Annotated in this window: 20 protein-coding genes; 11 read left to right on the top strand and 9 right to left on the bottom strand. The window is 62.6% G+C overall.

Annotated features, from left to right (window positions below):
- The first annotated feature begins 74 nt into the window (after positions 1 to 74).
- Both NPS47_RS22480 and rarD read left to right on the top strand, forming a co-directional pair.
- On the top strand, positions 75 to 1,049 hold the full coding sequence (locus NPS47_RS22480; RefSeq protein WP_274296955.1) for a serine/threonine protein kinase: 975 nt from the start codon (positions 75 to 77) through the stop codon (positions 1,047 to 1,049).
- 63 nt (positions 1,050 to 1,112) lie between these two features.
- Positions 1,113 to 2,000: an EamA family transporter RarD gene (rarD, locus tag NPS47_RS22475; protein ID WP_274296954.1), complete on the top strand. Its 888-nt coding sequence runs from the start codon at positions 1,113 to 1,115 to the stop codon at positions 1,998 to 2,000.
- 211 nt (positions 2,001 to 2,211) lie between these two features.
- On the opposite strand, the gene NPS47_RS22470 is transcribed toward rarD, so the two are convergent.
- On the bottom strand, positions 2,212 to 2,730 hold the full coding sequence (locus NPS47_RS22470) for a glycine cleavage system protein R (RefSeq protein WP_274296953.1): 519 nt from the start codon (positions 2,728 to 2,730) through the stop codon (positions 2,212 to 2,214).
- Positions 2,731 to 3,163: 433 nt separating this feature from the next.
- Here NPS47_RS22470 and NPS47_RS22465 point away from each other — a divergent pair, with 433 nt between their 5' ends.
- The gene (locus tag NPS47_RS22465; RefSeq protein ID WP_274296952.1) at positions 3,164 to 5,341 is read left to right on the top strand and encodes a malate synthase G; all 2,178 of its coding nucleotides are present in this window, start codon (positions 3,164 to 3,166) and stop codon (positions 5,339 to 5,341) included.
- Positions 5,342 to 5,426: 85 nt separating this feature from the next.
- Here the strand turns inward: NPS47_RS22465 and NPS47_RS22460 are convergent, their stop codons facing one another.
- The gene (locus tag NPS47_RS22460; RefSeq protein WP_274296951.1) at positions 5,427 to 5,867 is read right to left on the bottom strand and encodes a response regulator; all 441 of its coding nucleotides are present in this window, start codon (positions 5,865 to 5,867) and stop codon (positions 5,427 to 5,429) included.
- 236 nt (positions 5,868 to 6,103) lie between these two features.
- On the opposite strand from NPS47_RS22460, the gene NPS47_RS22455 reads away from it, so the two are divergent.
- The 8 genes from NPS47_RS22455 to NPS47_RS22420 all read left to right on the top strand — a co-directional run bounded on the left by NPS47_RS22455 (position 6,104) and on the right by NPS47_RS22420 (position 17,086).
- A complete protein-coding gene (locus tag NPS47_RS22455; RefSeq protein WP_274296956.1) occupies positions 6,104 to 8,041 on the top strand; it encodes a DUF294 nucleotidyltransferase-like domain-containing protein in 1,938 nt (645 codons plus the stop codon).
- On the top strand, positions 8,038 to 8,742 hold the full coding sequence (locus NPS47_RS22450; protein WP_274296950.1) for a 3'-5' exonuclease: 705 nt from the start codon (positions 8,038 to 8,040) through the stop codon (positions 8,740 to 8,742). The genes NPS47_RS22455 and NPS47_RS22450 overlap by 4 nt, the downstream gene beginning before the upstream one ends.
- A gap of 95 nt (positions 8,743 to 8,837) precedes the next feature.
- Complete coding sequence (locus NPS47_RS22445; protein WP_274296949.1) at positions 8,838 to 9,356, top strand: RNA polymerase sigma factor; 519 nt, start codon at positions 8,838 to 8,840, stop codon at positions 9,354 to 9,356.
- Positions 9,353 to 10,309 carry a FecR domain-containing protein gene (locus NPS47_RS22440; RefSeq protein WP_274296948.1) on the top strand — a complete coding sequence of 319 codons (957 nt, stop codon included), beginning with the start codon at positions 9,353 to 9,355 and terminating at the stop codon, positions 10,307 to 10,309. The genes NPS47_RS22445 and NPS47_RS22440 overlap by 4 nt, the downstream gene beginning before the upstream one ends.
- Positions 10,310 to 10,492: 183 nt before the next feature.
- The gene (locus NPS47_RS22435; RefSeq protein ID WP_274296947.1) at positions 10,493 to 12,916 is read left to right on the top strand and encodes a TonB-dependent siderophore receptor; all 2,424 of its coding nucleotides are present in this window, start codon (positions 10,493 to 10,495) and stop codon (positions 12,914 to 12,916) included.
- A gap of 8 nt (positions 12,917 to 12,924) precedes the next feature.
- Complete coding sequence (locus NPS47_RS22430) at positions 12,925 to 14,043, top strand: PepSY-associated TM helix domain-containing protein (RefSeq protein WP_274296946.1); 1,119 nt, start codon at positions 12,925 to 12,927, stop codon at positions 14,041 to 14,043.
- Positions 14,040 to 14,231, top strand: coding sequence for a hypothetical protein (locus NPS47_RS22425; RefSeq protein WP_274296945.1), 192 nt, complete (start codon positions 14,040 to 14,042; stop codon positions 14,229 to 14,231). The genes NPS47_RS22430 and NPS47_RS22425 overlap by 4 nt, the downstream gene beginning before the upstream one ends.
- 68 nt (positions 14,232 to 14,299) lie before the next feature.
- Positions 14,300 to 17,086: a dermonecrotic toxin domain-containing protein gene (locus NPS47_RS22420; RefSeq protein ID WP_274296944.1), complete on the top strand. Its 2,787-nt coding sequence runs from the start codon at positions 14,300 to 14,302 to the stop codon at positions 17,084 to 17,086.
- A 44-nt stretch (positions 17,087 to 17,130) separates the two neighbouring features.
- Here the strand turns inward: NPS47_RS22420 and NPS47_RS22415 are convergent, their stop codons facing one another.
- From NPS47_RS22415 to waaF, 7 genes are read right to left on the bottom strand one after another with little or no spacing between them, the layout of a single operon-like run.
- A complete protein-coding gene (locus NPS47_RS22415; RefSeq protein WP_274296943.1) occupies positions 17,131 to 18,573 on the bottom strand; it encodes a lipopolysaccharide kinase InaA family protein in 1,443 nt (480 codons plus the stop codon).
- The gene (locus NPS47_RS22410) at positions 18,573 to 19,325 is read right to left on the bottom strand and encodes a lipopolysaccharide kinase InaA family protein (protein WP_274296942.1); all 753 of its coding nucleotides are present in this window, start codon (positions 19,323 to 19,325) and stop codon (positions 18,573 to 18,575) included. Before NPS47_RS22410 ends, NPS47_RS22415 begins: the two co-directional genes overlap by 1 nt.
- On the bottom strand, positions 19,322 to 20,056 hold the full coding sequence (locus NPS47_RS22405) for a lipopolysaccharide kinase InaA family protein (protein WP_274296941.1): 735 nt from the start codon (positions 20,054 to 20,056) through the stop codon (positions 19,322 to 19,324). The genes NPS47_RS22410 and NPS47_RS22405 overlap by 4 nt, the downstream gene beginning before the upstream one ends.
- The gene (gene rfaP, locus NPS47_RS22400) at positions 20,056 to 20,862 is read right to left on the bottom strand and encodes a lipopolysaccharide core heptose(I) kinase RfaP (RefSeq protein WP_274296940.1); all 807 of its coding nucleotides are present in this window, start codon (positions 20,860 to 20,862) and stop codon (positions 20,056 to 20,058) included. Before rfaP ends, NPS47_RS22405 begins: the two co-directional genes overlap by 1 nt.
- Positions 20,859 to 21,983 carry a glycosyltransferase family 4 protein gene (locus NPS47_RS22395; RefSeq protein WP_274296939.1) on the bottom strand — a complete coding sequence of 375 codons (1,125 nt, stop codon included), beginning with the start codon at positions 21,981 to 21,983 and terminating at the stop codon, positions 20,859 to 20,861. The genes rfaP and NPS47_RS22395 overlap by 4 nt, the downstream gene beginning before the upstream one ends.
- Positions 21,983 to 23,041 (bottom strand): lipopolysaccharide heptosyltransferase I, encoded by a 1,059-nt coding sequence (gene waaC / locus NPS47_RS22390; RefSeq protein WP_157190888.1) that lies wholly within the window; start codon positions 23,039 to 23,041, stop codon positions 21,983 to 21,985. Before waaC ends, NPS47_RS22395 begins: the two co-directional genes overlap by 1 nt.
- Positions 23,042 to 24,091 (bottom strand): lipopolysaccharide heptosyltransferase II, encoded by a 1,050-nt coding sequence (gene waaF / locus NPS47_RS22385; RefSeq protein WP_274296938.1) that lies wholly within the window; start codon positions 24,089 to 24,091, stop codon positions 23,042 to 23,044.
- Positions 24,092 to 24,206 lie beyond the last annotated feature (115 nt).

Here is a 24,206-nt window from a genome sequence, read left to right as displayed (position 1 = left end):
GGCCGCGCCAGCGGCCCCGCTGTGGGGTACCATGCCCACATGATGCGGCCACCTGCCGCACAGCAGGAGCTGACATGTCGCACCCCTTCGAAACCCTTACCCCCGACCTGGTCCTCGACGCTGTGGAGAGCATCGGCTTTCTCAGCGATGCCCGCGTTCTGGCACTCAACAGCTACGAGAACCGTGTCTATCAGGTAGGTATCGAAGAGTCGGAACCGCTGATCGCCAAGTTCTATCGCCCGGACCGCTGGAGCGATGCGGCGATTCTCGAGGAACACAGCTTCACCGCCGAGCTGGCCGAATGCGAAGTCCCCGTCGTAGCGCCACTTATCCACAATGGCGAAACCCTGTTCGAACACAGCGGCTTTCGCTTCACCCTGTTCCCCCGTCGTGGTGGCCGCGCCCCAGAGCCCGGCAACCTCGACCAGCTCTATCGTCTGGGCCAGTTGCTCGGCCGCCTGCATGCGGTCGGTGCCACCCGCCCATTCGAACATCGCGAAACCCTGGCAGTGGATAACTTCGGCCACGCCTCGCTGGCCACCCTGCTGGAAGGCAATTTCGTGCCGAAAAGCCTGCTGCCCGCCTTTGAGTCCGTTGCCCGCGACCTGCTCAAACGGGTCGAAGCCATCTACGCCAGCACCCCGCACCAGACCATCCGTCTGCACGGTGACTGCCATCCCGGCAACATGATGTGCCGCGACGAAGTCTTCCACATTGTCGACCTCGATGACTGCCGCATGGGCCCTGCGGTTCAGGACCTGTGGATGATGCTTGCCGGCGACCGCCATGAACGCCTCGGCCAACTGGCCGAACTGATGGATGGCTACAACGAGTTCCACGATTTCGACCCGCGCGAACTGGCGCTGATAGAACCGCTGCGCGCTCTGCGCCTGTTGCACCACAGTGCCTGGCTGGCACGCCGGTGGGACGACCCGGCGTTTCCGCGCAGCTTCCCGTGGTTTGGCCAGGAGCGTTACTGGGGCGACCAGATTCTCGCCTTGCGCGAGCAGATGGCGGCGCTGGATGAAGAACCACTGAAATTGTTCTGACGCGCACACAAGTCTGTCTACAATAGCGGTGCTTTTAGATAGCTGCCTAAGCAAGGAATCTGCATGCACGCTGCCAACCCGCGCCGCGGGTACATCCTGGGCCTGAGTGCCTACATCATCTGGGGCTTGTTCCCGCTCTACTTCAAAGCGCTGCAAAGCGTGCCAGCGGTGGAGATCATCGTCCACCGCGTGCTCTGGTCGGCACTGTTCGGTTCGTTGCTGTTGCTGGTCTGGAAGCATCCGGGCTGGTGGCGCGAACTGCGCGAGAACCCCAAGCGCCTGGCGATCCTGGCCCTCAGTGGCTCGTTGATTGCCGGTAACTGGCTGACCTATGTCTGGTCGGTGAACAACGGCCGTATGCTGGAAGCCAGCCTGGGCTACTACATCAACCCGCTGGTCAACGTGCTGCTGGGCATGTTGCTGCTGGGTGAGCGCCTGCGCCGCCTGCAGTGGGTTGCCGTAGGCCTGGCGGCACTGGGGGTGGCCCAGCAGGTCTGGCAAGTCGGCAGCCTGCCCTGGGTTTCGCTGGTGCTGGCGCTGAGCTTCGGCTTCTACGGCCTGATCCGCAAACAGGCCCCCGTCGCGGCCTTGCCGGGACTGGTGGTGGAAACCTGGATGCTGGTGCCGCTGGCCATCGGCTGGCTGCTGCTCAACCCCATGGCCCATAGCGCTCAGGCGAGCTTTTACACGACCAGCGAAGCGCTGTGGCTGATCGCCGCCGGCCCGGTGACCCTGGTGCCGCTGGTGTGTTTCAACGCTGCCGCTCGACACCTGCCCTACACCACCCTGGGCTTCCTGCAGTACCTGGCGCCGACGCTGGTACTGCTGCAGGCCGTACTGCTGTTTGGCGAACACCTGTCGAGCAGTACACTGGTGGCCTTCATGTTCATCTGGGCCGGTCTGGCCCTCTACAGCGTCGATGCCTGGCTGAGCTTGCGTCGGCGCCGCTGATCAAAAAACGTACAAATGTCTGCAGGCCACGTGATTCGTGGCCTACAGCAACCTCTCCCAAGGTTATCCACACCCTCATCCCCGTGCTTTGTGCACAAGCCACTGATGATTGATGGTTTTTTGCTCAACTCCTGCAAAGCCGCGGCCCGCCTGGGCTGGCGCAGGCTTCCCCCAGCTTATCCACAGGCCGGTCCCCGACAAACCGGGATAACTATTCTTCCGGCCGCAGCTTGAGTTCCACCATCAGGTCATCTGCCAGCGCCTCAAGCTTGGCCTGAAGCACATCCAGAGAAAGGGTCAAAGGCATCGCCAGCAACGCATCTGCGTGAAACAGCGGCTCGCTGCTCATCGGGGCCGGACGCACGTCGGTGCTGAGGCGCTCCACATTGACCCCCTGTTCGGCCAGCAAGCGGGTGATGTCACGGACAATACCCGGGCGATCATTGCCCACCAACTCCATGGCAATCGGCTTCCAGGTACAGGACGGATCGATGCCGCTTTTGGCAATCAGCACGCGAATATCATGTTTGCCCAAGGCTTCCAGGGCCCGGACCAGCTCTTCGTAGGACTCCGCCGGCACCGCTACCTTGAGGATCCCGGCAAACTGCCCGGCCATCCGCGACATGCGGCTCTCCAACCAGTTACCGTTATGCTCGGCAATGCATTCAGCGATACGTTCGACCTGGCCGGCTTTGTCGGGGGCGATCACTGTCAGTACGAGATGATCCACGCGGTAACCCTCTGCTTTTAAAGGTTAGGCCCCTGAATTCAAAGGGCGCGCAGAAAGTATAGGCAAGGCGCGGCAACCTGCCGCAGCAGCCTTTGAAGACAAATCGTGTACCGTTTCAAGATTTATCTGGAACAATCTGCCACTTTTTTGAGAACATACTGATTCCCAGCGTGACCCTCTGCGACCAAATGGTCGCAGAACGACGTATTTAGTCTGATTTTCACAACCGCAGCGCATCATGTAGTATGCCGCAGCGCGGACTACAAAACGTCGAATCGATGTCTGCCAAGGCGCCTGTGAAAATACGCAACCGCTCGCCAGCCTGTCTGGCAGGCAGCACCCAGCCGCCCATCGGGCATGTTCTGGTGCCGTGTTTAGAGAAGCGCGCAAGGCCTAAATAGAAGAGCAATAGCTGAGCAGAGTGAGGCAAGCAATGACTGAACACGTTCAAGTCGGTGGCCTTCAGGTCGCCAAAGTCCTGTTCGACTTCGTGAACAACGAAGCCATTCCCGGAACTGGCGTCAACGCCGAGCAGTTCTGGGTGGGGGCAGAAAAGATCATCAACGACCTCGCTCCAAAGAACAAAGCACTGCTGGCCAAACGTGACGCACTGCAGGCACAGATCGATGCCTGGCACCAGGCGCGCAAAGGCCAGGCTCACGATGCCGTGGCTTACAAAGCCTTCCTCCAGGACATCGGTTATCTGCTGCCAGAAGCTGCAGACTTCCAGGCCTCGACCCAGAACGTCGACGACGAAATTGCCCGCATGGCCGGCCCGCAACTGGTTGTGCCAGTGATGAATGCGCGCTTCGCCCTGAACGCCTCCAACGCCCGCTGGGGCTCGCTGTACGATGCCCTGTACGGCACCGACGCGATCAGCGAAGCCGGTGGCGCGGAAAAAGGCAAAGGCTACAACAAGGTTCGCGGCGACAAGGTGATTGCCTTCGCCCGCGCCTTCCTCGACGAGTCCGCGCCGCTGGCTGCCGGCTCGCATGTCGACTCCACCGCTTACCGTATTGAAGGCGGCAAGCTCGTCGTCGCCCTCAAAGGCGGCAGCAACAGCGGCCTGCGCGATGATGCCCAACTGATCGGCTACCAGGGCGACGCTTCGGCACCGACTTCGATCCTGCTCAAGCACAACGGCCTGCACTTCGAAATCCAGATCGACGCCAGCACCCCGGTCGGCCAGACCGACGCTGCCGGCCTCAAGGACGTGCTGATGGAAGCCGCCCTGACCACCATCATGGACTGCGAAGACTCGGTTGCCGCGGTCGATGCCGACGACAAGGTAGTGATCTACCGCAACTGGCTCGGCCTGATGAAGGGCGACCTGTCGGAAAGCGTCAGCAAAGGCGGTCAGACCTTTACCCGGACCATGAACCCGGACCGCGAATACAGCGCGCCGAACGGTGGCACCGTCACCCTGCACGGTCGCTCGCTGCTGTTCGTGCGTAACGTAGGTCACCTGATGACCATCGACGCCATCCTCGACAAGGACGGCAACGAAGTACCCGAGGGTATCCTCGACGGTCTGGTCACCAACCTTGCCGCGATCCACAACCTCAACGGCAACACCAGCCGCAAGAACAGCCGCACAGGCTCGGTGTACATCGTCAAACCGAAGATGCACGGCCCGGAAGAAGCGGCGTTCACCAACGAGCTGTTCGGTCGCATCGAAGACGTGCTGGGCATGAAGCGTAATACGCTGAAGGTCGGCATCATGGACGAGGAGCGCCGTACCACGGTCAACCTCAAGGCCTGTATCGAAGCGGCCAAGGAACGTGTGGTGTTCATCAACACCGGTTTCCTCGACCGTACTGGCGACGAAATCCACACCTCCATGGAAGCCGGCGCTGTCGTGCGCAAGGGCGCCATGAAGACCCAGAAGTGGATCGCTGCCTACGAGAACTCCAACGTCGATATCGGCCTGGCTACCGGTCTGCAAGGCCGTGCCCAGATCGGTAAAGGCATGTGGGCCATGCCGGACCTGATGGCCGACATGCTCGAGCAGAAGATCGCTCACCCGCTGGCCGGTGCCAACACTGCCTGGGTTCCGTCGCCGACTGCTGCCGCGCTGCACGCGCTGCACTACCACAAGGTCGATGTATTCGCCCGTCAGGCGGAACTGGCCAAGCGTACCCCGGCCTCGGTGGATGACATCCTGACCATCCCCCTGGCGCCTGACACCAACTGGTCGGACGAAGAAATCCGCAACGAGCTGGACAACAACGCCCAGGGCATCCTCGGCTACGTTGTACGCTGGATCGATCAGGGCGTAGGGTGCTCGAAAGTGCCGGACATCAACGATGTCGGCCTGATGGAAGACCGCGCCACCCTGCGGATTTCCGCGCAGTTGCTGGCCAACTGGCTGCGCCACGGTATCGTCACCGAAGCGCAGGTACTGGAAAGCCTCAAGCGCATGGCGCCGGTGGTCGACAAGCAGAACGCCAACGACCCGCTGTACCGCCCGCTGGCACCAGACTTCGACAACAACATCGCCTTCCAGGCGGCGGTCGAACTGGTGGTAGAAGGCACCAAGCAGCCAAACGGCTACACCGAGCCGGTGCTGCATCGCCGTCGTCGTGAGTTCAAGGCCAGGAACGGTCTGTAATCGCGTCGCTTTAATCGCGGGGCAAGCCCGCTCCCACAGGGATATCACCACACCCTGTGGGAGCGGGCTTGCCCCGCGATAAGCTTCAAAACATTCCCAGCTCCTTGCGCACCAACCCCACCAGCTTCTCCAGATCGATCGGCTTGAGCAAAAAGTCGACGACACTCAAATGCATCGCCGCGATGGCGTCCGGCACGTCGGCATCACCGGACACGATGATGATCGGCAACGCCGCTTTCTCCGATTCGCGAATCTGCCGGATCAGCTCCAGGCCATCGAACGGCCCCATACGCAGATCGGTAATCAACAAACCGATATCCTGCTTGCCTTTCAGGCACGTCAAGGCCTGTTCGGCATTTTCCGCCATCAGGCACTTGATACCCTTGGTTTTCAGGTAACTGGCCAACGCCTCACGAGCCAGCTGATTGTCATCGACGATCAATACTTTCTGTGACGCAGCCCGCGCCGTAACCGTTGCCAGTGCTTCACGTTCGGCATCACTCAGTATGTCTTCTTGGTCGGGCATGGCTGTCTCATCATCAATGACTCGCAAAATGTCCCTCGAATCAAGTTCAGACTGCTTTTGATCGCCTTGCAACCCGCCTCTCGTCGACAATTTGACACCCGTCGCGTTTCTCACCCTGCCCGTCGCCCCATTTAGACTTACGTCCAATGGGCACTGGGCACCCTGCAGCCGACCATGAGGGTCGAAAACAACAAGGTCGATGTACACAGGTCGACACAAAAGACGCGGTAATGCTCATGAGCAAAATGGACGCCTTCTCCCAGGCCGGAAAAACTGCAGTACTGCAGAACATCCAGGGGACCCTGCAATTCCTGCAACGCTTCCCGCCCTTCAACCAGATGGAGAACGCCCACCTGGCGTTTCTCGTCGAGCAGTGTCAGCTGCGCTTCTATGCGGCCAAAGACAGCATCATCAAGCCCGCCGACGGGCCGGTCGAACACTTCTACATCGTCAAACAGGGCCGGGTGATCGGCGAACGCCAGCACGTCACCCGCCCCGGCACCGAAACCACCTTCGAGATCACCAGCGGCGAGTGCTTTCCGCTGGCCGCGCTGCTCGGCGAGCGTGCGACCCGCACCGAACACCTGGCCGCTGAAGACACCTTCTGCCTGCAGTTGAACAAGGCGGCATTCATTCGCCTGTTCGCCCTTTCCGATGTGTTTCGCGATTTTGCCCTGCGCGGCGTCAGCAGCCTGCTCGACCAGGTCAATCAACAGGTCCAGCGGCGTGCGGTGGAAACCCTCGGCACGCAGTACTCGCTCAACACCCGCCTGGGTGAGCTGGCCATGCGTCACCCGGTGGTCTGCGAAGGCCAGACGCCGCTGCGCGAAGCCGTGGCCCTGATGCACGAGCAGCAGGTCGGCAGCATCGTGATCGTCGATGCGCAGCGCTTTCCGCTGGGGATCTTCACCCTGCGCGACCTGCGCCAGGTAGTGGCCGACGCCAGCGCCGATTTCGCCCAGCCGATCGCCGGCCATATGACCCACAATCCGTTCTACCTGAGCCCCCAGGCCAGCGCCTTCGACGCCGCCATCGCCATGACCGAACGGCACATCGCTCACGTCTGCCTGGTCGAGGACAAACGCCTGTGCGGGGTGGTCTCCGAGCGCGACCTGTTTTCCCTGCAACGGGTCGACCTGGTCCACCTGGCGCGGACCATCCGCCATGCCACGCGGATCGAAAGCCTGGTGTCGCTGCGTGGCGAGATCGGCCAGCTGGTCGAACGCATGCTCGCCCATGGCGCGTCCTCAACGCAGATCACCCAGATCATTACCCTGCTCAACGATCACACCGTGTGCCGGGTGATCGAACTGGCCATCGAGGACAAAGGCGATCCGGGTGTACCTTTCAGCTGGTTGTGCTTTGGCAGTGAAGGCCGGCGCGAACAGACCCTGCACACCGACCAGGACAACGGCATTCTGTTCGAAGCCCGCGATGCCGCCCACGCCGCCGAGATCCGTGGCCGCCTGCTACCGCTGGCGCAGCACATCAACCAGGGCCTGGCGCAATGCGGCTTTACCCTGTGCAAGGGCAACATCATGGCCGGCAACCCCGAGCTGTGCCTGTCCCGTGCCGAATGGGCACGACGCTTCGCCGCCTTTATCCGTGAAGCCACCCCGGAAAACCTGCTGGCCTCGAGCATCTATTTCGACCTGCGCGTGGTCTGGGGTGACGAAAGCGCCTGCGAGCAGCTGCGCCAGAGCATTCTTGAACAGGTTGCCGATAACCGCCTGTTCCAGCGCATGATGGCTGGTAATGCCTTGCGCCAGCGGCCACCGGTCGGGCGCTTCCGGGAGTTCGTGCTGACCCGTCAGGGCAATGACAAGGCGGCCACCCTGGACCTCAAGGTCCAGGGCCTGACGCCGTTCGTCGACGGTGCGCGCCTGCTGGCGCTGGCCAATGGCATCAGCGCCAACAACACCCTGGAACGCCTGCGCGAGCTGGTGACCCGGGAAGTCATCGACCCGCTCGATGGCGCCGCCTATGAAGAGGCCTACCACTTCATCCAGCAAACCCGCATGCAGCAACACCAGTTACAAAGCCGGCAGCACCTGCCCTACTCCAACCGCGTCGATCCGGACAGCCTCAACCACCTCGACCGGCGCATCCTGCGCGAGTCCCTGCGCCAGGCCCAGCGCCTGCAGAGCAGCCTGGCCCTGAGGTATCAGCTGTGAGCCTGTTCACCTGGCTGCGGCCCCGACAGATCAACGAACAGGTTCGCCAACGGGTAGCACAACTGACACCTGCCGCCCCACTCAGCGAAGACTCGCTGCGCAACCAGCGCTGGGTGGTCCTCGACCTGGAAACCAGCGGCCTGAATACCCAGCGCGATCAAGTCCTCTCGATTGGCGCGGTGGTTATCGAAGATGGCGCCATCGACTTCAGCCAGCAGTTCGAGCGCACCCTCTACCAACGCGATCACAAGCTGACCTCCAGCGTCCTGATCCATGGCCTGGGGCCCAGCGCCATTGCCGCTGGCTGCGATCCGGTCGAGGCGCTGCTCGACCTGATGACCTTCATTGGCAACAGCCCGGTGCTGGCCTTTCACGCGCCCTTCGACCAGCGCATGCTCAGCCGCGCGCTGAAAGACCACCTGGGCTATCGCCTGCAGCACCCGTTCTTCGACGTCGCCGAACTGGCGCCGCTGCTGAACCCGCAGATCACCCTGCGCGAGGCCGGGCTGGACGACTGGACCGCCTGTTTCGGCCTGGAAGCGATTGAACGCCACAATGCCAGCGCCGATGCCATGGTCACCGCCGAACTGGCCCTGATCCTCTTCAGCCAGGCCCGCCGCCAGCACCTCGACAGCCCGGCGCAGCTGGACCAGCACCTGCAGCGTTGGCGGCGGCGAAAGCAACAAAGTCACGGCTTCTAGCGCCATCCGATGAGCGTCAATTGCGTTCCACAAGAAGATTCTGCAACAATCGCGAATAATTCTCGTTAGTTAACGCATCTTTTTCGGGGAACGCCTTGTCGTCCGTACAAAGCCCACACAGTGAGCTGGTCGGTACGCTCTACCGCGACCATCGCAGTTGGCTACTCGGCTGGCTACGGCGTAATATCGCCTGCGCCGAGCGTGCCGAAGACCTCAGCCAGGACACCTTCGTGCGCCTGCTCGGTCGTGACCAGCTGCCGCCACCGCGTGAACCCCGAGCCTTTCTCCTGGCCATCGCCAGGGGCCTGTTGTTCGATCATTTTCGCCGCGCGGCACTGGAGCAGGCCTATCTGGCCGAACTGCTGCTGATCCCCGAAGCCGAACAACCGTCCCCGGAAGAACAACACCTGATTCTCGAAGACCTCAAGGCCATTGATCGCCTGCTGGGCAAGTTGTCGAGCAAAGCCCGCGCGGCGTTCCTCTACAACCGTCTGGACGGCCTCAATCATGCGCAGATTGCAGAACGCCTGGGGGTTTCCGTGTCCCGCGTGCGCCAGTACCTGGCCCAGGGCATGCGCCAGTGCTATATCGCCCTGTACGGCGAGCCAACATGAACAACAAACCGGTCAGCACCCGTGTGCTTGACGCCGCCATCGCCTGGCAGCTGTGCCTGGACTCAGGCAGCGGCAGTGCCGACGAGCGCGCCGAATTCGCCCGCTGGCATGCTGCCAATGAAGAACACGCCCGCGCCTGGATGCAACTGGGCATGCTCGATCAGCGTTTCAGTGCCGCCGCCGGGCCGGCGCGCCAGGCCTTGTTGCAATCGCGCGCCAGCCTGCGTCAGCGGGTACGCAAGATTGGCAGTGGCGTCGCCAGTCTGGTGCTGGTGGTTGGCTTGCTGAGCTGGGTCAGCGCCTATCAGTCAGCCGGTTACTGGCTCGCCGATCAGCGCACCGGCACCGGCGAGCAACGCAGCCTGCGCCTGACCGACGGCACCCTGATCAGCCTTAATACCCATTCGGCGGTAGACATCCGCTTCGATGAAAAGGAGCGCCTGATTGTCCTGCATGAGGGTGAAGTCTCCATCGAGACCGGACACAAGGATGATCGTCCCTTTGTCGTCGCGACCGAAGACGGACGCATGCGTGCGCTGGGTACGCGCTTCCTGGTCAAAGTGGAAGATCAGGGTACCCGCCTGAGCGTGTTGCAGTCGGCCGTGGCGGCCAGGCCGCAGGACAGTGGCGACGAACAGATTCTGCATGAAGGCCAGCAGGTGCTGATGAGCCATGACCGGCTCGGCCAGATTGCCGGGCTGAATGTCGGCGCCGACGCCTGGACCCGCGGCATGCTGGTGGTCGACAACGTACCACTGAGCGAGTTGATCGACGAGCTTGGCCGTTATCGCAGCGGCTATCTAGGCGTTGCACCGGAGGTGGCCAACCTGCGCATTACCGGCAGCTTCCCGCTGAACGACACCAACCTGGCCCTGACCTCGTTGCTGCCGACCTTGCCGGTGAAGATCGAGCAGCACACCCCGTGGTGGGTGACGGTGGTGGCGCGACCTTAGCAACCTGATCGCGGGGCAAGCCCGCTCCCACTGACCCGGTGGGAGCGGGCTTGCCCCGCGATGATTTTCGCCTGCAATCCCAGCCGCAATCAAAATCTAAATTATTTTCACTAACCCCTATCACTTTTTCTCTCTCACTCGGCAAGGAAGCTAGTTAGCACTTATTCGTCGAGGAGTTGCTGCATGTCCCGCGTTGTTCAAACCTTCCTGCGCCCCAGCTTGCTGGCCATCGCCATTGCCCTGTCCGCCCCCGTGGTGAGCAGCTCGCTGGTTGCCGCCGAGCAATCCGGCCTGCACAGTTACAACCTGCCTGCCGCACCGCTGTCGAGCGCCCTGAACCAGATCGCCAGCCAGGCCGGTATCGCCCTGACCCTGGACCCGAGCCTGGCCAGCGGCCGCACGTCGGCACCGGTCAGCGGCGAGTACAGCGGCGTCGGCGCGTTGCAGGCGGCCTTGCGGGGCACCGGTTTGCAACTGCAGCAAAGCAGCGCGGGCACCTACAGCCTGGTAGCGACTCCCGAAGGCGCCATGGCGCTGCCGGAAACCAGTATCAACGCCACCGGCGATTATGAAAGCGCCTGGGGCCCGGCCACCGGTTTCACGGCCACCCGCACCGCTGCGGGCACCAAGACCGACACCCCGATCGTCGAAATCCCGCGTTCGATGTCGGTTATCACCCGCGAACAACTGGATGATCGCCAGGTCCTCAACCTCAACGACGCCCTGCGCTACACCGCAGGCGTACAAAGCAGCGGCTACGCCTCCGACCCGCGCGCCGACTGGCTGCGGGTCCGCGGCTTCGATCCGACCCAGTTCCTCGATGGCTTGCCGCTGCCAAAAGGCTCGTTCGCCAACCCCAAGGTCGAACCGTGGAACCTTGAGCGTATCGCCGTGCTGCGTGGCCCGGCCTCGTCCGTCTACGGCCAGACCCCGCCAGGCGGCATGCTCGACATGGTCAGCCGTCGCCCGCAAGCTGAAAGCGCGCACCAGCTCGAAACCCAGGTCGGCAGCAACAACCACCGCCAGATCAACTTCGACAGCACCGGCCAGATCGATGACCAGGGCCAGTTCCTCTACCGCGTCAGCGGTGTGGTGCGCGACAGCAGCTCGCCAACCGACCACGTTCCGGACAAGCGCTACAACATTGCCCCCAGCCTGACCTGGAACATGGATGAAGACACCAGCCTGACTTTCATCACCCAGTACACCCGCGACGATACCGGCATCTCCGGGCAGTTCCTGCCGATACAAGGCACCAAGCTGGACTCGCCAGCCGGCGATATCTCTCACCACAAGAACCTTGGCGATCCGGACTGGGAATTCTACGACCGCACCTACTACGCGCTCGGTTACGCATTCGAGCATCGCTTGAACGATGTCTGGCAGTTCCGTCAGAACCTGCGCTACACCAAGAGCGATCTGTCGTTCCAGGGCATCAACGTCGCAACCATGAACAACGGCTTCGTCGAAGCAGACGGCACGGTTCCGCGGGAAACCGGCATCGTCAACGAAGACATCAGCCAGTTCGCCGTGGATAACAACTTCCAGGCCGACTTCCAGACCGGTGCGTTTGGCCACACCCTGCTGATCGGTCTCGATCACCAGCGCTCGAATACCAACTACCGCTGGGACTACGGTCTGAGCCCCAGCGTGCCACCCGGCAACGTGATCAACCCACCGTACGGCCAGGACTTCTCCAAGGTGCAGTACTTCACCATGTACGACTACAACCAGAAGACCCGCCAGACCGGCTTCTATGTCCAGGACCAGATCGCCCTGGACAACTGGCGCCTGACCCTGGGTGGTCGTGAAGACTGGGTGCACACCGGTACCACCTTCCACAACCTCGGCGACGCCACCAGCACCGAACGCGACACGGCCTTCACCGGCAACGTCGGCCTGAGCTATGTCTTCGACAACGGCGTGACCCCGTACATTTCCTACACCGAGTCGTTCCAGCCGACCACCGGTGCTGCGGTCTCGGCCAGCCAGTCGTTCAAGCCGACCGAAGGGCGCCAGTATGAAGTCGGTGTGAAATATCAGCCGGTGGGCAGCAAAAACCTGTACACCGCCGCGGTCTACGACCTGCGCCAGGAGAATGTCAAAGTGGCCGAAGGTAACCTGACCCGCCAGGTCGGCGAACTGCAGGTCCGCGGTCTGGAACTGGAGGCGACCACCCAGGTAACCGACAACCTCAAACTGATCGGTTCCTACAGCTACACCGACACCGAAATCCTCAAGGGTGCGGCCAACGAGCAAGGCAATCGCATGGCGCTGATCCCGCGCAACCAGGCCACCCTGTGGGCTGACTACACCTGGTACAACGGCGTGCTCGACGGCTTTGGTATCGGCGGTGGCGTACGCTATGTCGGCGACAACTATGGCAACACCGCCAACACCGATCTGGCCCATGTCGGCTCCTACACCGTCTACGATGCTTCGGTGCATTACGACCTGGGCCGCAAGATCAGCACCCTCAAAGGCATGACCGTAGCGGTCGAAGCCAAGAACCTGTTCGACAAGGATTACCTGGCCAACTGCGACGGCTACTGGTGCTACTACGGTGACGAGCGCAACGTGGTTGCCAGTGTGAATTACAAGTTCTAAGGGCGTTAATGAAAAGTTCGACCATACGCCGCTGGTCCTTCGTCCACACCTGGACCAGCCTGATCTGCACCCTGTTCCTGCTGATGCTGGCAGTGACCGGTTTGCCGCTGATCTTTCACCACGAGATCGACCACTTGCTGGGCGATGCACCCGAGTTGAGAGAGATGCCGGCAGACACGCCGAAACTGGACCTGCAGCAGCTGGTACTCAAAGCCCAGGCACATCGCCCGGGTGAGGTCATGCAGTACTTCGGCTGGGATGAAGACGACAGCAATGGCGTGATCGCGATCATGGCGGCCACTGCCGGTACCGAGCCGAACTCGTCGCATACCTTCATGCTCGATGCCCGAACCGGTGAAGCGGTGGAAATGCCTTCGGCGAACGGCGGTTTCATGATGACCATGCTACGTCTGCATGTAGACATGTTTGCCGGCCTGCCCGGCAAACTGTTGCTGGCATTCATGGGCTTGTTGTTCGTCGTCGCGATCATCTCCGGCACGGTGCTCTACGCACCGTTCATGCGCCGCCTGAAGTTCGCCACCGTGCGTCATGAAAAGTCGTCGCGCCTGCGCTGGCTCGACCTGCACAACCTGATCGGCATCGTCACCCTGACCTGGGCCCTGGTGGTGGGCGTCACCGGGGTGATCAGCGCCCTGTCGGACCTGGTCATCGCGGCGTGGCGCAACGACAGTTTGAACGCGATGGTGGCGCCTTACCGTGATGCCCCGCCATTAGCCGAACTGGCGCCGGTCAGCCGGGTGCTGTACATCGCCGCCGAGGCCGCGCCGGGGATGGTCCCGGACTTTATCGCGTTTCCGGGCACCCGCTTCTCCAGCGAACATCATTACGCGGTGTTCATGAAAGGCAGCACGCACCTGACAGCGCACCTGCTGACACCGGTGCTGATCGATGCCACGACCCTGGCGGTGACCGCTGTTGGCGACCGGCCCTGGTACATGGACGCGATGGGGCTGTCACAGCCACTGCACTTTGGTGACTACGGCGGTCGGCCGATGCAGATCCTCTGGGCGCTGCTCGATGGGCTGACCATTATCGTGCTGGGCAGCGGACTGTACCTGTGGTGGGGCAAGCAACGGCGCCCGCGGGTGCAGGAGGTGACGGCATGAGCCACCGTTCGCAATCAACTGCCAAGGTCTTTACCTGGCCGCTGGTCATTGGCCTGGCAGGGGCAGCCGGACTGTTCGCCGCGCTGCTCGGCGATGGCTGGTGGGATGCGTTGGCCTGGTTGGGGCTGGGTATTCCCGCCCTGTTGGGCCTGCGCGGGTTCTTGCGACCTCGAGCAACAATGTCATAACAATGTACCGACTGCGCCCGACAGCGCGGTCCCAGCATGGCCAGCTCCTTTTCAACAGGCGCTGGACCATGACCCCTCTTGAACGCATCGAAGCCGTCGATCAACAGATCGCCGAGCTGCTCAAAGACCTTCCATCACCTGAAACGCCCCTCAATGGCACTCATGGCGAACACCAGCATCTGCAGGGTGCATTGGCGGGTTTCTGGTCCGCCGCAGTCATTGACGGTGTCACGCGCAAGCAGCAACTGATCACACTGCGGCGCAATCAGCTGCGCGCTGAAATCGACCTGCGCGTCGCCGACCAGACCCTCGACGCCGAGCACGCCTGGCAGATACGTACCTGCCTGGAGCTTCCTCAATCCTGGCAGCGTCGGCATCTGCCACCGCAGCAACGCCCACAAGTTTTTCGGCCACTGCTGGAGAGCAGCCGCCCGAACTGGCGCAGCTACCTGCATGGCACCCTGGTCGTCATTGCAGGCGCTCCGGAAGGCACGCTGCTAGAACCGGAACAGACCCGCGGCCGGGCGTTGCTTTGCAGTTTGTCCCATGGCATCGAAGCCTATGCCTCGCTTGCCGAGCTGCACGCCGAACTGTGCGAGCGCCTCGACGACCCACAGCAAAGCAAGCCCCTGCTGCATCTCTTCGACCCTCAAGAGGATGCCGAACGCGCGCGTCATGCCGAACGGCTGCGCTATGACTGGTACGCCTATGACCTGCTTGAAGAACAGATCGAACGCCTGCTCGGCACCCAGCGTCAGCGCCTGAACAACGCCTGGCTGCAAGCACAACAGGGCGAACTGCGGGCCCGGCTCGACAAGGCAATGAGCCTGAAGGACGACTGTGGCGCTCAAGGTGCCCTGAAGACCCGCTACTCCTTGCTGCTGGAGAAACACTTACCTTCATGGCTGCGCCAGACCTCCGCCCAAGGCCTGAGTCACATCATGCAAACCCTGCAAGAGCTGGTGCTGGTCACGGAACAAGCGGCCGCGCCCGGCATCCTCGACTTCACCCGGTTTCAACAGCAACACAGCTTGCTGGCATGGACCCGCACGCGCCTGCAGGCACGCATTCGCCACGATCTGGGGGTAACCCTTGCACCTGAACAGGTCAGGGTCAGCATCACCCGCGCACGCCAGACCGGGCCGCACCTGAATCCGCTGAACCCATCGAGTCATGTCACCTGGCAAGGCATGGTCCGCGTCGGCGACGAACTCGTGGAGATGATCACCCAGACCTTCCCGTTAGACCTGCTGGCCTTGAACAATCTGCCCTGGTTCGATTTCGACTACTGGCTGACGGCGAGGATTTCTCATGCGCAAGGCGAGGCGCTTCCCACCGCACTCTCACCCGCCTATGTGAAGGCGCTCGTCCGCGATCTTAACGTCGGCGGACGCTATGCCGAGTTCCTCTATACCCAATTGATCGATTCCCGCGCAGGGCGTTGGCGCACGCAGGCACACGCCCGGATCAGCCGTGCGCGGATGCGCGCCGAAGCCGCCAAAGCCCGCTATGCCGGGCATTTCACCGAGGATCGGCGGGAGCGCGGATACCGTTGGGTAACAGCCGTACTGGACGCCCCTGACAATGGCAACCGTCCCCAGGTAGAGGGCCACTCGATTGAGGTTCGGCAATTGCTGATCAAGGGACACACCCTGCAAGGCGTACTGTTGCTCAACGCTCAGGAGCAGAGCATTCCTTCATTTGTCCTGTACACCCCTGACGCACCGGACAGGCGATCCTGGCGCGAATACAGCAGCGTCCGTGAACTGTTACGCGCGCTACGTGCCAGCCCGCCCCTGCGCCAGTACATCACGCACCGTCTGTCGCAACTCGATCCGGCCAGTATTGAGCGACTGTTGACCAAAGGTCGACTGGGCCCTCATTTCAGCAAACCCGCGATCTCCGGCGATCTGTTCTTCGCTTACTACATGGCGGAAGTACGCGGCTTGCTCGCTGCAGTCAGCGCGAGCAGTCGGACGACCGCCGAGGTCAACCTGCAGTCGGTCATCGATGCCGCCTGGCTGGTCGTCGACCTGATCAGCCTGGTACTCCCCAATCGCGCCATGGTGGCACTGTCCATTGGCCGCCTGGCCCTTGAGGTGTGGGATGGACTTGAAGCCTACAAACAAGAGGACCGCGAAGGCGTTCTCAGGCACCTTTACAACGCCCTTAGTCACGCCAACGACGCGGCGACCAGCTACGTAGGCACAGGCTTCATGCGCCGCGCCATCCGCGGTATCCCCAAGCGGCCACCGCTGCCGGTGCCAGGCCGCTTTCAGGTCAACCCCGAAACCAGCACGCTGCGCTACCGTATCGATAGCATCTACGGCGAAGGGGTATACGAGCATACTTCTGCGCTGGAAGGGCTCTCCCAGTATTACGTGAAAGATAACCATGGGCACTATTACAAGGTCAGCTTCGATGGCCAGCGTTGGCAAGCGATTGATCCCGAAGAACCGGACGCCTACATTCAACTCCCGCTCAAACGTCGCGAAAACGGTGACTGGTTCATCGATTCGCCGGTGATCTGGCATGAAGGACTGCCCGACCTGGAACGCTTGCTCGCTGACTGTCGCCTGTCAGACCCGCTGGCCGGGCAACCTGTCGATGGCGGCCACGGGGTGTACGAGGACGATGGCCAGCTGTATCTGCAGGCCGGTGCCAGACAGCTACCGCTACGTCGACACCTGCTGGAGAACCACTACCACCTGATTATTCCCGACGCTCAGCGCGCCACTGTTGTTGCCTGGGCGGTGCTGCGCTGGCATCTGGGCAATTGGCGCATCAGGGTTCGCCAGGCCGGTCGCAGCAGCGACTGGCTGGTGGGAGCGGGCTTGCCCCGCGATGCGATGTGACTGACAGACCGCAATCGCGGGGCAAGCCCGCTCCCACCGTCCGGTCAGTCAGTCAGCTTTGGCAAACACTCATCCAGGCGCTTGTGCAGCGCACTGCCACTCGGCCAGTTACGCAGCAGCCGCGCCCGGTCACGGGCAAAGGCCGGGGCGAAGCTGAGCTGAGTGGCGTGCTGGCACATGGCGTCGAGGTCGATCAGCGACCACTGGCCGTCCTGCCAGAACAGGTTGTGGCCCTTCATGTCACCATGGCTGATGCGCTCATGAATCAGTTGCTTCAACAGCGCGTGCAAGGCCTGTAGCTGCGCCTCGGGCACCTCGCCGCTATCGACGTAAGGGGCGAAGCATTCGATCAGGTCCGGCCCGTCGGCATACTCGGTCACCAGGTAGGCGCGACTGCGCAGGCCAATCACCCGCTGCTCAAGCACCGCCAGCGGCCGTGGCGTGGCGATGCCGAGAAACTCCAGGCGATGCCCTTCGATCCACGAGTGCCAGGCCCGGCTCGGACGCCAGAAGCGCTTGAACCAGTGTGCGGTGCTCTTGATGTTGTAACGCTTGAGGACCAACGGCCGGCCGTTCACGTCAATGCGCGCGACACTGGCAGCACCACCGGTCTTGTACAGGTGGCCCTGGTCGATCAGTGCATCGGCCTGCTCCAGCACCGGCAGCATGGCCGCCAGTTCGTTGCGGCGGACCGAACGCAAACCGGACAGACCGCGCTCGACGCTGAACAGCGTGCACTCGCGCCCGGCCTTCTCCAGGTAATCCTTCAGGCGCCAGCTGCGCACCTTGTCGATCTGCTTCTGCAAGGCTTCCAGGGGCAGGGCATGCTCGGCGTTGGCCAGCAGGTAATGCACCAGCAGCTCTTCGATGAACGGCTCCAGGCGCTTGGGCAGCTGCGCGAAGAGCACGCCCAGGTTCTGCAGCACTTGCCCACGCGACAGTGGCTTGCCGGGAGTTTCAGCCTTGATCCCGGCACCATCGATCAGGTACAGCTGACCGTCATGGCGCAACAGGTTGTCCAGGTGCAGGTCTTCCTGCCACAGGCCTTTGGCGTGCATCTGCCCGACTGCCGCCAGCGCTTCACCGAGCACTGTCTGCTGCTCATCGGCCAGCGGCGGCAAGGCTTCGACCTCTGCCCAGGCATCGGCCAGGCTCTGCGCGCCTTCGAGAAACTCGAACAGCAACCAGCCACCCTCACCTTCGCGCAAGCCATCGGCAAGCAACAGCGGCGTGGTCAAGTCTTGTGCCGCCAGCAAGCGTGCTCCGTCACGTTCACGCTGGAAATGCCGGGAAGCACTGCCGCCTACCAGCAACTTTGCCAGCACCGGCTTGCCACGCCAGACGCCAGCGCCGACATAGCGCTGCCCGGGCAGCACCCGCAGCAGGCTGAGCAGTTGCAGCTCGGCATTGCCAGCGGCGTCGGCCAGGCTGATGTTCAGGGGCAGGTCCGGGTGGCGCCCGGCATCCTTGAGTTCGGACAAACGCATCAACGAGCCTCTTTCGCACGGCGGCGGCGCGTCAGGCGCTGCAGCCAGGTATCGACCAGCATGCTGTCGGCAGGCTGTTCCAGGTAGGATGACAGCATCACCCGCACTTCAGCTTCGCTCCATACCGGGGCACGGCGCAACAGCGGTTCAAGGTCCTTGAGCCGGTCACGCATGCCCAGCAACAGCGGCCGGGTTTTCTCCAGATCGATCAGTTGCGCCAGCCAGCCATCGCTGCGTTCACGCAGGAAGATGTGCTTGGGGTAGAAACAGCCATGCACCTGGCCGGCGGCGTGCACGGTACGCGCCAACAGACCACAGGCGCGCAGGATGCCCTGACGCTGGCCGACTTCCAGCAGCGGCCATTGCCCGAGCAAGCCGTCGAGATCGCTCCAGTCGTCGAGGGCACGGGTCATCAGGATCGCCCGGCGTTCACCGTCGATCTTGCGCTCGCCGTAGTAGACCGCCTGCAGGGCGGGAATCCCCAGCTTCTGATAGCGGCTGATATTGCGAAACTCACGGGCAAAGGTCGGCTCGCCGAAGGGCCGGTGCAAGGTACGGGTCAGGTAATCGCTCTGGCGCTTGAGGTAGTAGCCCTTACCCTCCAGCTCCAGGCGATAGACGCTGCTCCAGCCACCGCGACCGGTATTGGGCTCATCCACAGCATCGAGCTGCAGCGCCCAGAGCTGGTCGAAACCGTTCAGGCCGTGGCGCTCAAGCAGTGCCGTCTCGGCACTGGCGAGAAAATCAGTCATTCGCGTCCCTCGAAAAACGTCACGACATGCCGGATCCGGCGCTTGTCCGCCGCATTCAGGCGCTCACGCCCGCGATACTGCAGGTAAAAGCGCAAACGCTGGGTGGCCGACAGGTGATATTTGGCCACTTTGTCCAGGCATGCCAGGTCTTTGGTGATCCGGTAGCGCAGCATGAAGCCCCACCAGAAGTCGCCGGTCGGGCAGTCAATCAAAAACAACCGGGCCTGGTCATCGACCAGCAGGTTGCGCCACTTCAGGTCGTTATGGGTGAAGTGGTGGTCATGCATGATCCGCGTATGCCGGGCCAGTTGACGGCTGACATGGTCGACCCAGCCGCGATCGGCCAGGCGGTGATCCTTGCGCTCGGCCAGCGCCGACAGGTCTTCGGTGCGCGGCAGCTCACGGGTGATCATCGCCCCGCGGCCAAAGGCCAGGCCGTTGCGTTCCAGGCCCCAAGCCACGACTTCGGCGGTGGGGATGTCCCACTTGGCGAACTGCTTGAGGTTCTGCCACTCGGCCTTGATCCGCGGGCGCCCCAAGTAGCGGCGCAGGCCTTTGCCGGCACCGATGTAACGTTTGACGTAATAGTTGACGCCATCACGCTCAACGCGGATCACCTCGCTCAATGGGTCGTGCGTCAGGCGCTCGCCCTGCAAGGCGAAGACCGCCTCGATACTGCCAAAATCCGCCGCCAGTGCCTGATAACCAGACGCCAGTGTCCAACCCGCCATCAGAGCGCATCCCCGTATCGTTGTTTACGCTCGTAGAGCTTCTGGGCCTTGCCTTCCAGCCAGCGCAGCAGCGCGGCTTCCTCAGCCAGGATCTGACGCAGCGGTTGCTGGAAATAGCCGCGCAGGAAGCGCAGCTTGTCACGCGCGGTCAGGCCGATGTCCAGCGCCGAGAAATACAGCGCCGCCAGGTCCTTGTTGCGCCAGCGCCGGGAGATGCTCGGCCGGGTCTGCGCACGGTGCAGGTCGATGAGCGACAGCTTGAAATCATCAGCCGTCACTTCACGGTCGGTGTGCAACAGGAAATGACAGATATAGCAGTCCCGGTGATTGACCCCGGCGCGGTGCATCATCCCGGTCATGCGCGCCACCTCGGCAATCAGCGCATGCTTGAGACGCGGTGCCGGCGGCTGCTTGACCCAGTCGATACTGAAGTCTTCGAGGCTGATGGTCGGCGCCAGCTCTTCGGTGACGATAAACGAATGCTGCCCGGCCGGATTGTTGCCGCGCTCGCCGTAAGCGACGGCAGTCATGGTCGGCACCCCGACTTCATGCAGGCGCTGGATCGCCCGCCATTCCTGGCCGGCACCGAGCACCGGCAGTTTGGCCGTGAACAGGTTCTTGAAGATTTCACCCCAGCCGATGCCGCGGTGGATCTTGACGAAGTAGCCACGCCCTTCGACTTCGGTGCGCAGGGTGCGACGGCCTTCCAGCTCGCGGTACACCTGGCCCTGCAGGCCCTCCACGGCGTCGAAGGCATCGCGCCCGGCCCACAGGCGTTTGAACGGCTCGGCCAATATCAGTTTCATTTACGCTCCGGGGCCAGGATCACATCGGCAGCATGCTCGGGCATGCTGTAGAGGTCGGCGCTGTCGGCGAAGGCCAGCCCGTTGCGCGCCCAGTCGGCGCGGGCCGCATCGTCTTCGAGCATGCGTTGCAGGTACTGGTTGAGCTGTTCCTGTTCGAACGGCTCATCGAGCACCAGGCCGCTGTCGGCTTCGGCAATGTAATGGGCATAGCCACAGACCTTTGACACCAGCACCGGCAAGCCGGCCACCAGCGCTTCGAGCAACACCGTGCCGGTGTTTTCGTTGTAGGCCGGGTGAATCAACAGGTCGGCACCGAGCAGGAACCGCGGGATATCGCTGCGGCCCTTGAGGAACTGCACCTGATCGGTCAGGCCGAGGGTCGCGCTCTGCAGCTGGAACACCTTGGGATCATCCTGACCGATGACCATTAGCCGCGTGCGCTTGCGCAGCGCCGACGGCAATGCTGCCAGGGCCTTGAGGCTGCGGTCGACGCCCTTGGTCTTGAACCCGGAGCCGATCTGCACCATCAGCAACTGGTCGTCCTTGAGGTCGAACTCGCGACGGAACTCGGCGCGGATCTCGGCGGCATTGGCCGGTGCCCGGCGGTCCTGGGAAATGCCCGGTGGCAGCAGATGGAACCGCTCCAGCGGGGTGTCGTAATGCTTGATGAACAGCGGTTGCTGGACTTCCGAGATCATCAGCACCTCGGTCTTGGCGTCCTTGGCAAACACCGCGCGCTCGTACTCGGCAAAGTGCCGGTAACGGCCCCAGCGCCGGTACAGCGAGTTGCGCAGGTTCTGCGCCTTGTCTTCGAAGCAACCGTCGGCGGCGTAGTAGACGTCGAGCCCCGGCATCTTGTTGAAGCCGATCAGGCGGTCTACCGGACGCTTGGCCAGGTCCGCTTCCATCCAGGCACTGAGTTTCTCGTTGCGCCGATGGTTGAACAGCGCCTTGACCGGCGCCACCAGCACTTCGAAGCCTTCCGGCACATCGCCTTCCCAGATCAGCGTGTAGACGCGGATCTGATGGCCACGGCGCTGGCATTCCAGGGCAATACGCATGAAGTCGCGCTGCAGGCCGCCGAAGGGGAAATATTTGTACAGCACAAAAGCCAGTTGCATTAACGAACATCCTCAGCCAGCAGCAACGCGCGCAATTGGCTCGCCACACGCTCGGGATTCAGGCGAGTGAAGCACAGCGGCCACTCGCGTTTGAGATCGAACCGGCGCTGGTCTTCAGCGCTCGGTTTATAGGTACATTTCTTCTGCAGACAGGGTGCGCAGGCCAGATCGCTGGCCAGATGCACCTGGGACTTGCCGTAGGCACCGGTCAGCCCCGGGTTGGTCGGGCCGAACAGCGACAGGGTCGGCACATCCAGCGCCGCCGCCAGATGGCCGAGACCGGTATCCACCGCCACACAGGCTTTGGCCGCCGCCAACACGCGAGCAACGCCAGCAAGGTTCAATTTGGGCAGTACCTGGCAGTTATTCAAGCCTTTGGCGATGCGCTCGGCACGCGCCTGCTCGGCCGGGTTGCCCCACGGCAGGCGCACCTCGAGGCCCTGCTGCCCCAAGCGCTCGGCCAGCTGACGCCAGTAAGCCTCGGGCCAGTGTTTGGTGGCCCAGGTGGTGCCGTGCAGAAACACCACGAACGGCGCGGCCGGTGGCAACTGCAGGCGGTTGAGGTCCAGGCCGTAGTCACCCAGGCCGGCCGGCAAGTCGTAACCCAGGGCCAGGGCGAACAGCTGGCGCACCCGCTCCACCGCATGTTGCCCACGCTGCACCGAAAAACGCCGGTCATAGAAGCGGCTGGCCAGGCCTTCACGTGCCGAATAGCGGTCGAGCCCGGCCACCGGGGCCTTGACGTAGCGGGTCAGCCAGGCGGACTTGACCAGACCCTGGGCATCAATCACCAGGTCATATTTGGTTTCGCGCAGGCGCTGCTTGAACTGGCGCCATTCGCCGTTCTTGAAGGTCTGCCAGAGGTTCTTGCGCCAGCGTCGGATCGCCACCGGGATAACCTTGTCCACCGCCGGGTGCCAGCTGGGGATCTCGGCAAAGCCTTCCTCGACCACCCAATCGAAACGAATACCGGGAATCGCCCGGGCCGCATCGGTCAGGGCCGGCAGCGCATGAATCACATCGCCCAGGGAAGAGGTCTTGATCAGCAATACCCGCACTTAGTCGACCTCGGCCAGGACATCGATCAGCTTCGGACCATTGAGGCGCTGCAACGCAGCCACCACCGCCTCGGGTTCGAGCTGACGCAAGCAGTTGTAATGGCCGAAACGGCAGGTACGGTCGAAGCACGGACTGCACTCCAGGCCCAGGCGCACCACCTCGACCTGATCGGCCAGCGGCGGCGTGAAGCCCGGCGAGGTCGAACCGTAGACCGCCACCAGCGGCCGGTTGAGGGCCGCGGCGACATGCATCAGCCCGGAATCGTTGGACACCACGGCATCGCTGCACGACAGCAGGTCGATCGCCTCGGCCAGCGAGGTTTCGCCACTGAGGTTACTGGCTTCCTCACGCAAGCCGGGAATCAGCCGGTCGCGAATCGACTCGCCCACCGCATGGTCGCTCTTCGAGCCGAACAGCCACACCTGCCAACCCTCACGGATCTTGGTCTCAGCCACCTTGGCGTAGTGTTCCGACGGCCAGCGCTTGGCTTCGCCGAACTCGGCGCCCGGACACATTGCCAGCACCGGACGGTCGAGGCTCAGGCCGAACTTGGCCAGCGCAGCATCGCGGCTGGTAGCCTCGATCTGCAGGCTCGGACGCGGGTACGGCTTGGGCAGCTCGGTGCCCACCGGATAAGCCAGGGCCATGAAGCGCTCGATCATCAGCGGATAGCGCGCCTTGTCCAGCTTGCGCACATCGTTGAGCAGGCCGAAACGCAGCTCGCCGCGCCAGCCGGTACGCTTGGGGATACCGGCAAAAAACGGCACCAGTGCCGACTTCAGCGAGTTGGGCAGCAAGATCGCCTGGTCGTACTGACCAGCCAGGGACTTGCCGATGCGCCGCCGGGTCGCCAGTTCCAGCGCGCCGTGGCCGAGCGGAAAGCTCAAGGCCTGGCGCACTTCAGGCATGCGTTCGAGGATCGGCCGGCTCCACTCGGGGGCCAGCACATCGATCACACACGCCGGATGTTGCTGCTTCAGGCACTGGAACAGGGTTTGCGCCATTACCATGTCGCCCACCCAGCTGGGGCCAATGATCAAAATTCTCATGCTTTATCCAGAAACGATCAGGGAGGCTGCAGCCTGTCCGTGAACAGCCTGGCCTCCCCTCTTTATATTCAGGCTATATGTGGACCAGTGTACGCCACTCGGGCTGTAGTGTGGT

The organism is Pseudomonas putida (assembly GCF_028682475.1).
In the GTDB taxonomy this organism is placed as follows: Bacteria; Pseudomonadota; Gammaproteobacteria; order Pseudomonadales; family Pseudomonadaceae; genus Aquipseudomonas; species Aquipseudomonas putida_AG.
Note: the sequence above shows the minus strand (reverse complement) of the source record. Positions and strands in the feature narration are given on the sequence as shown.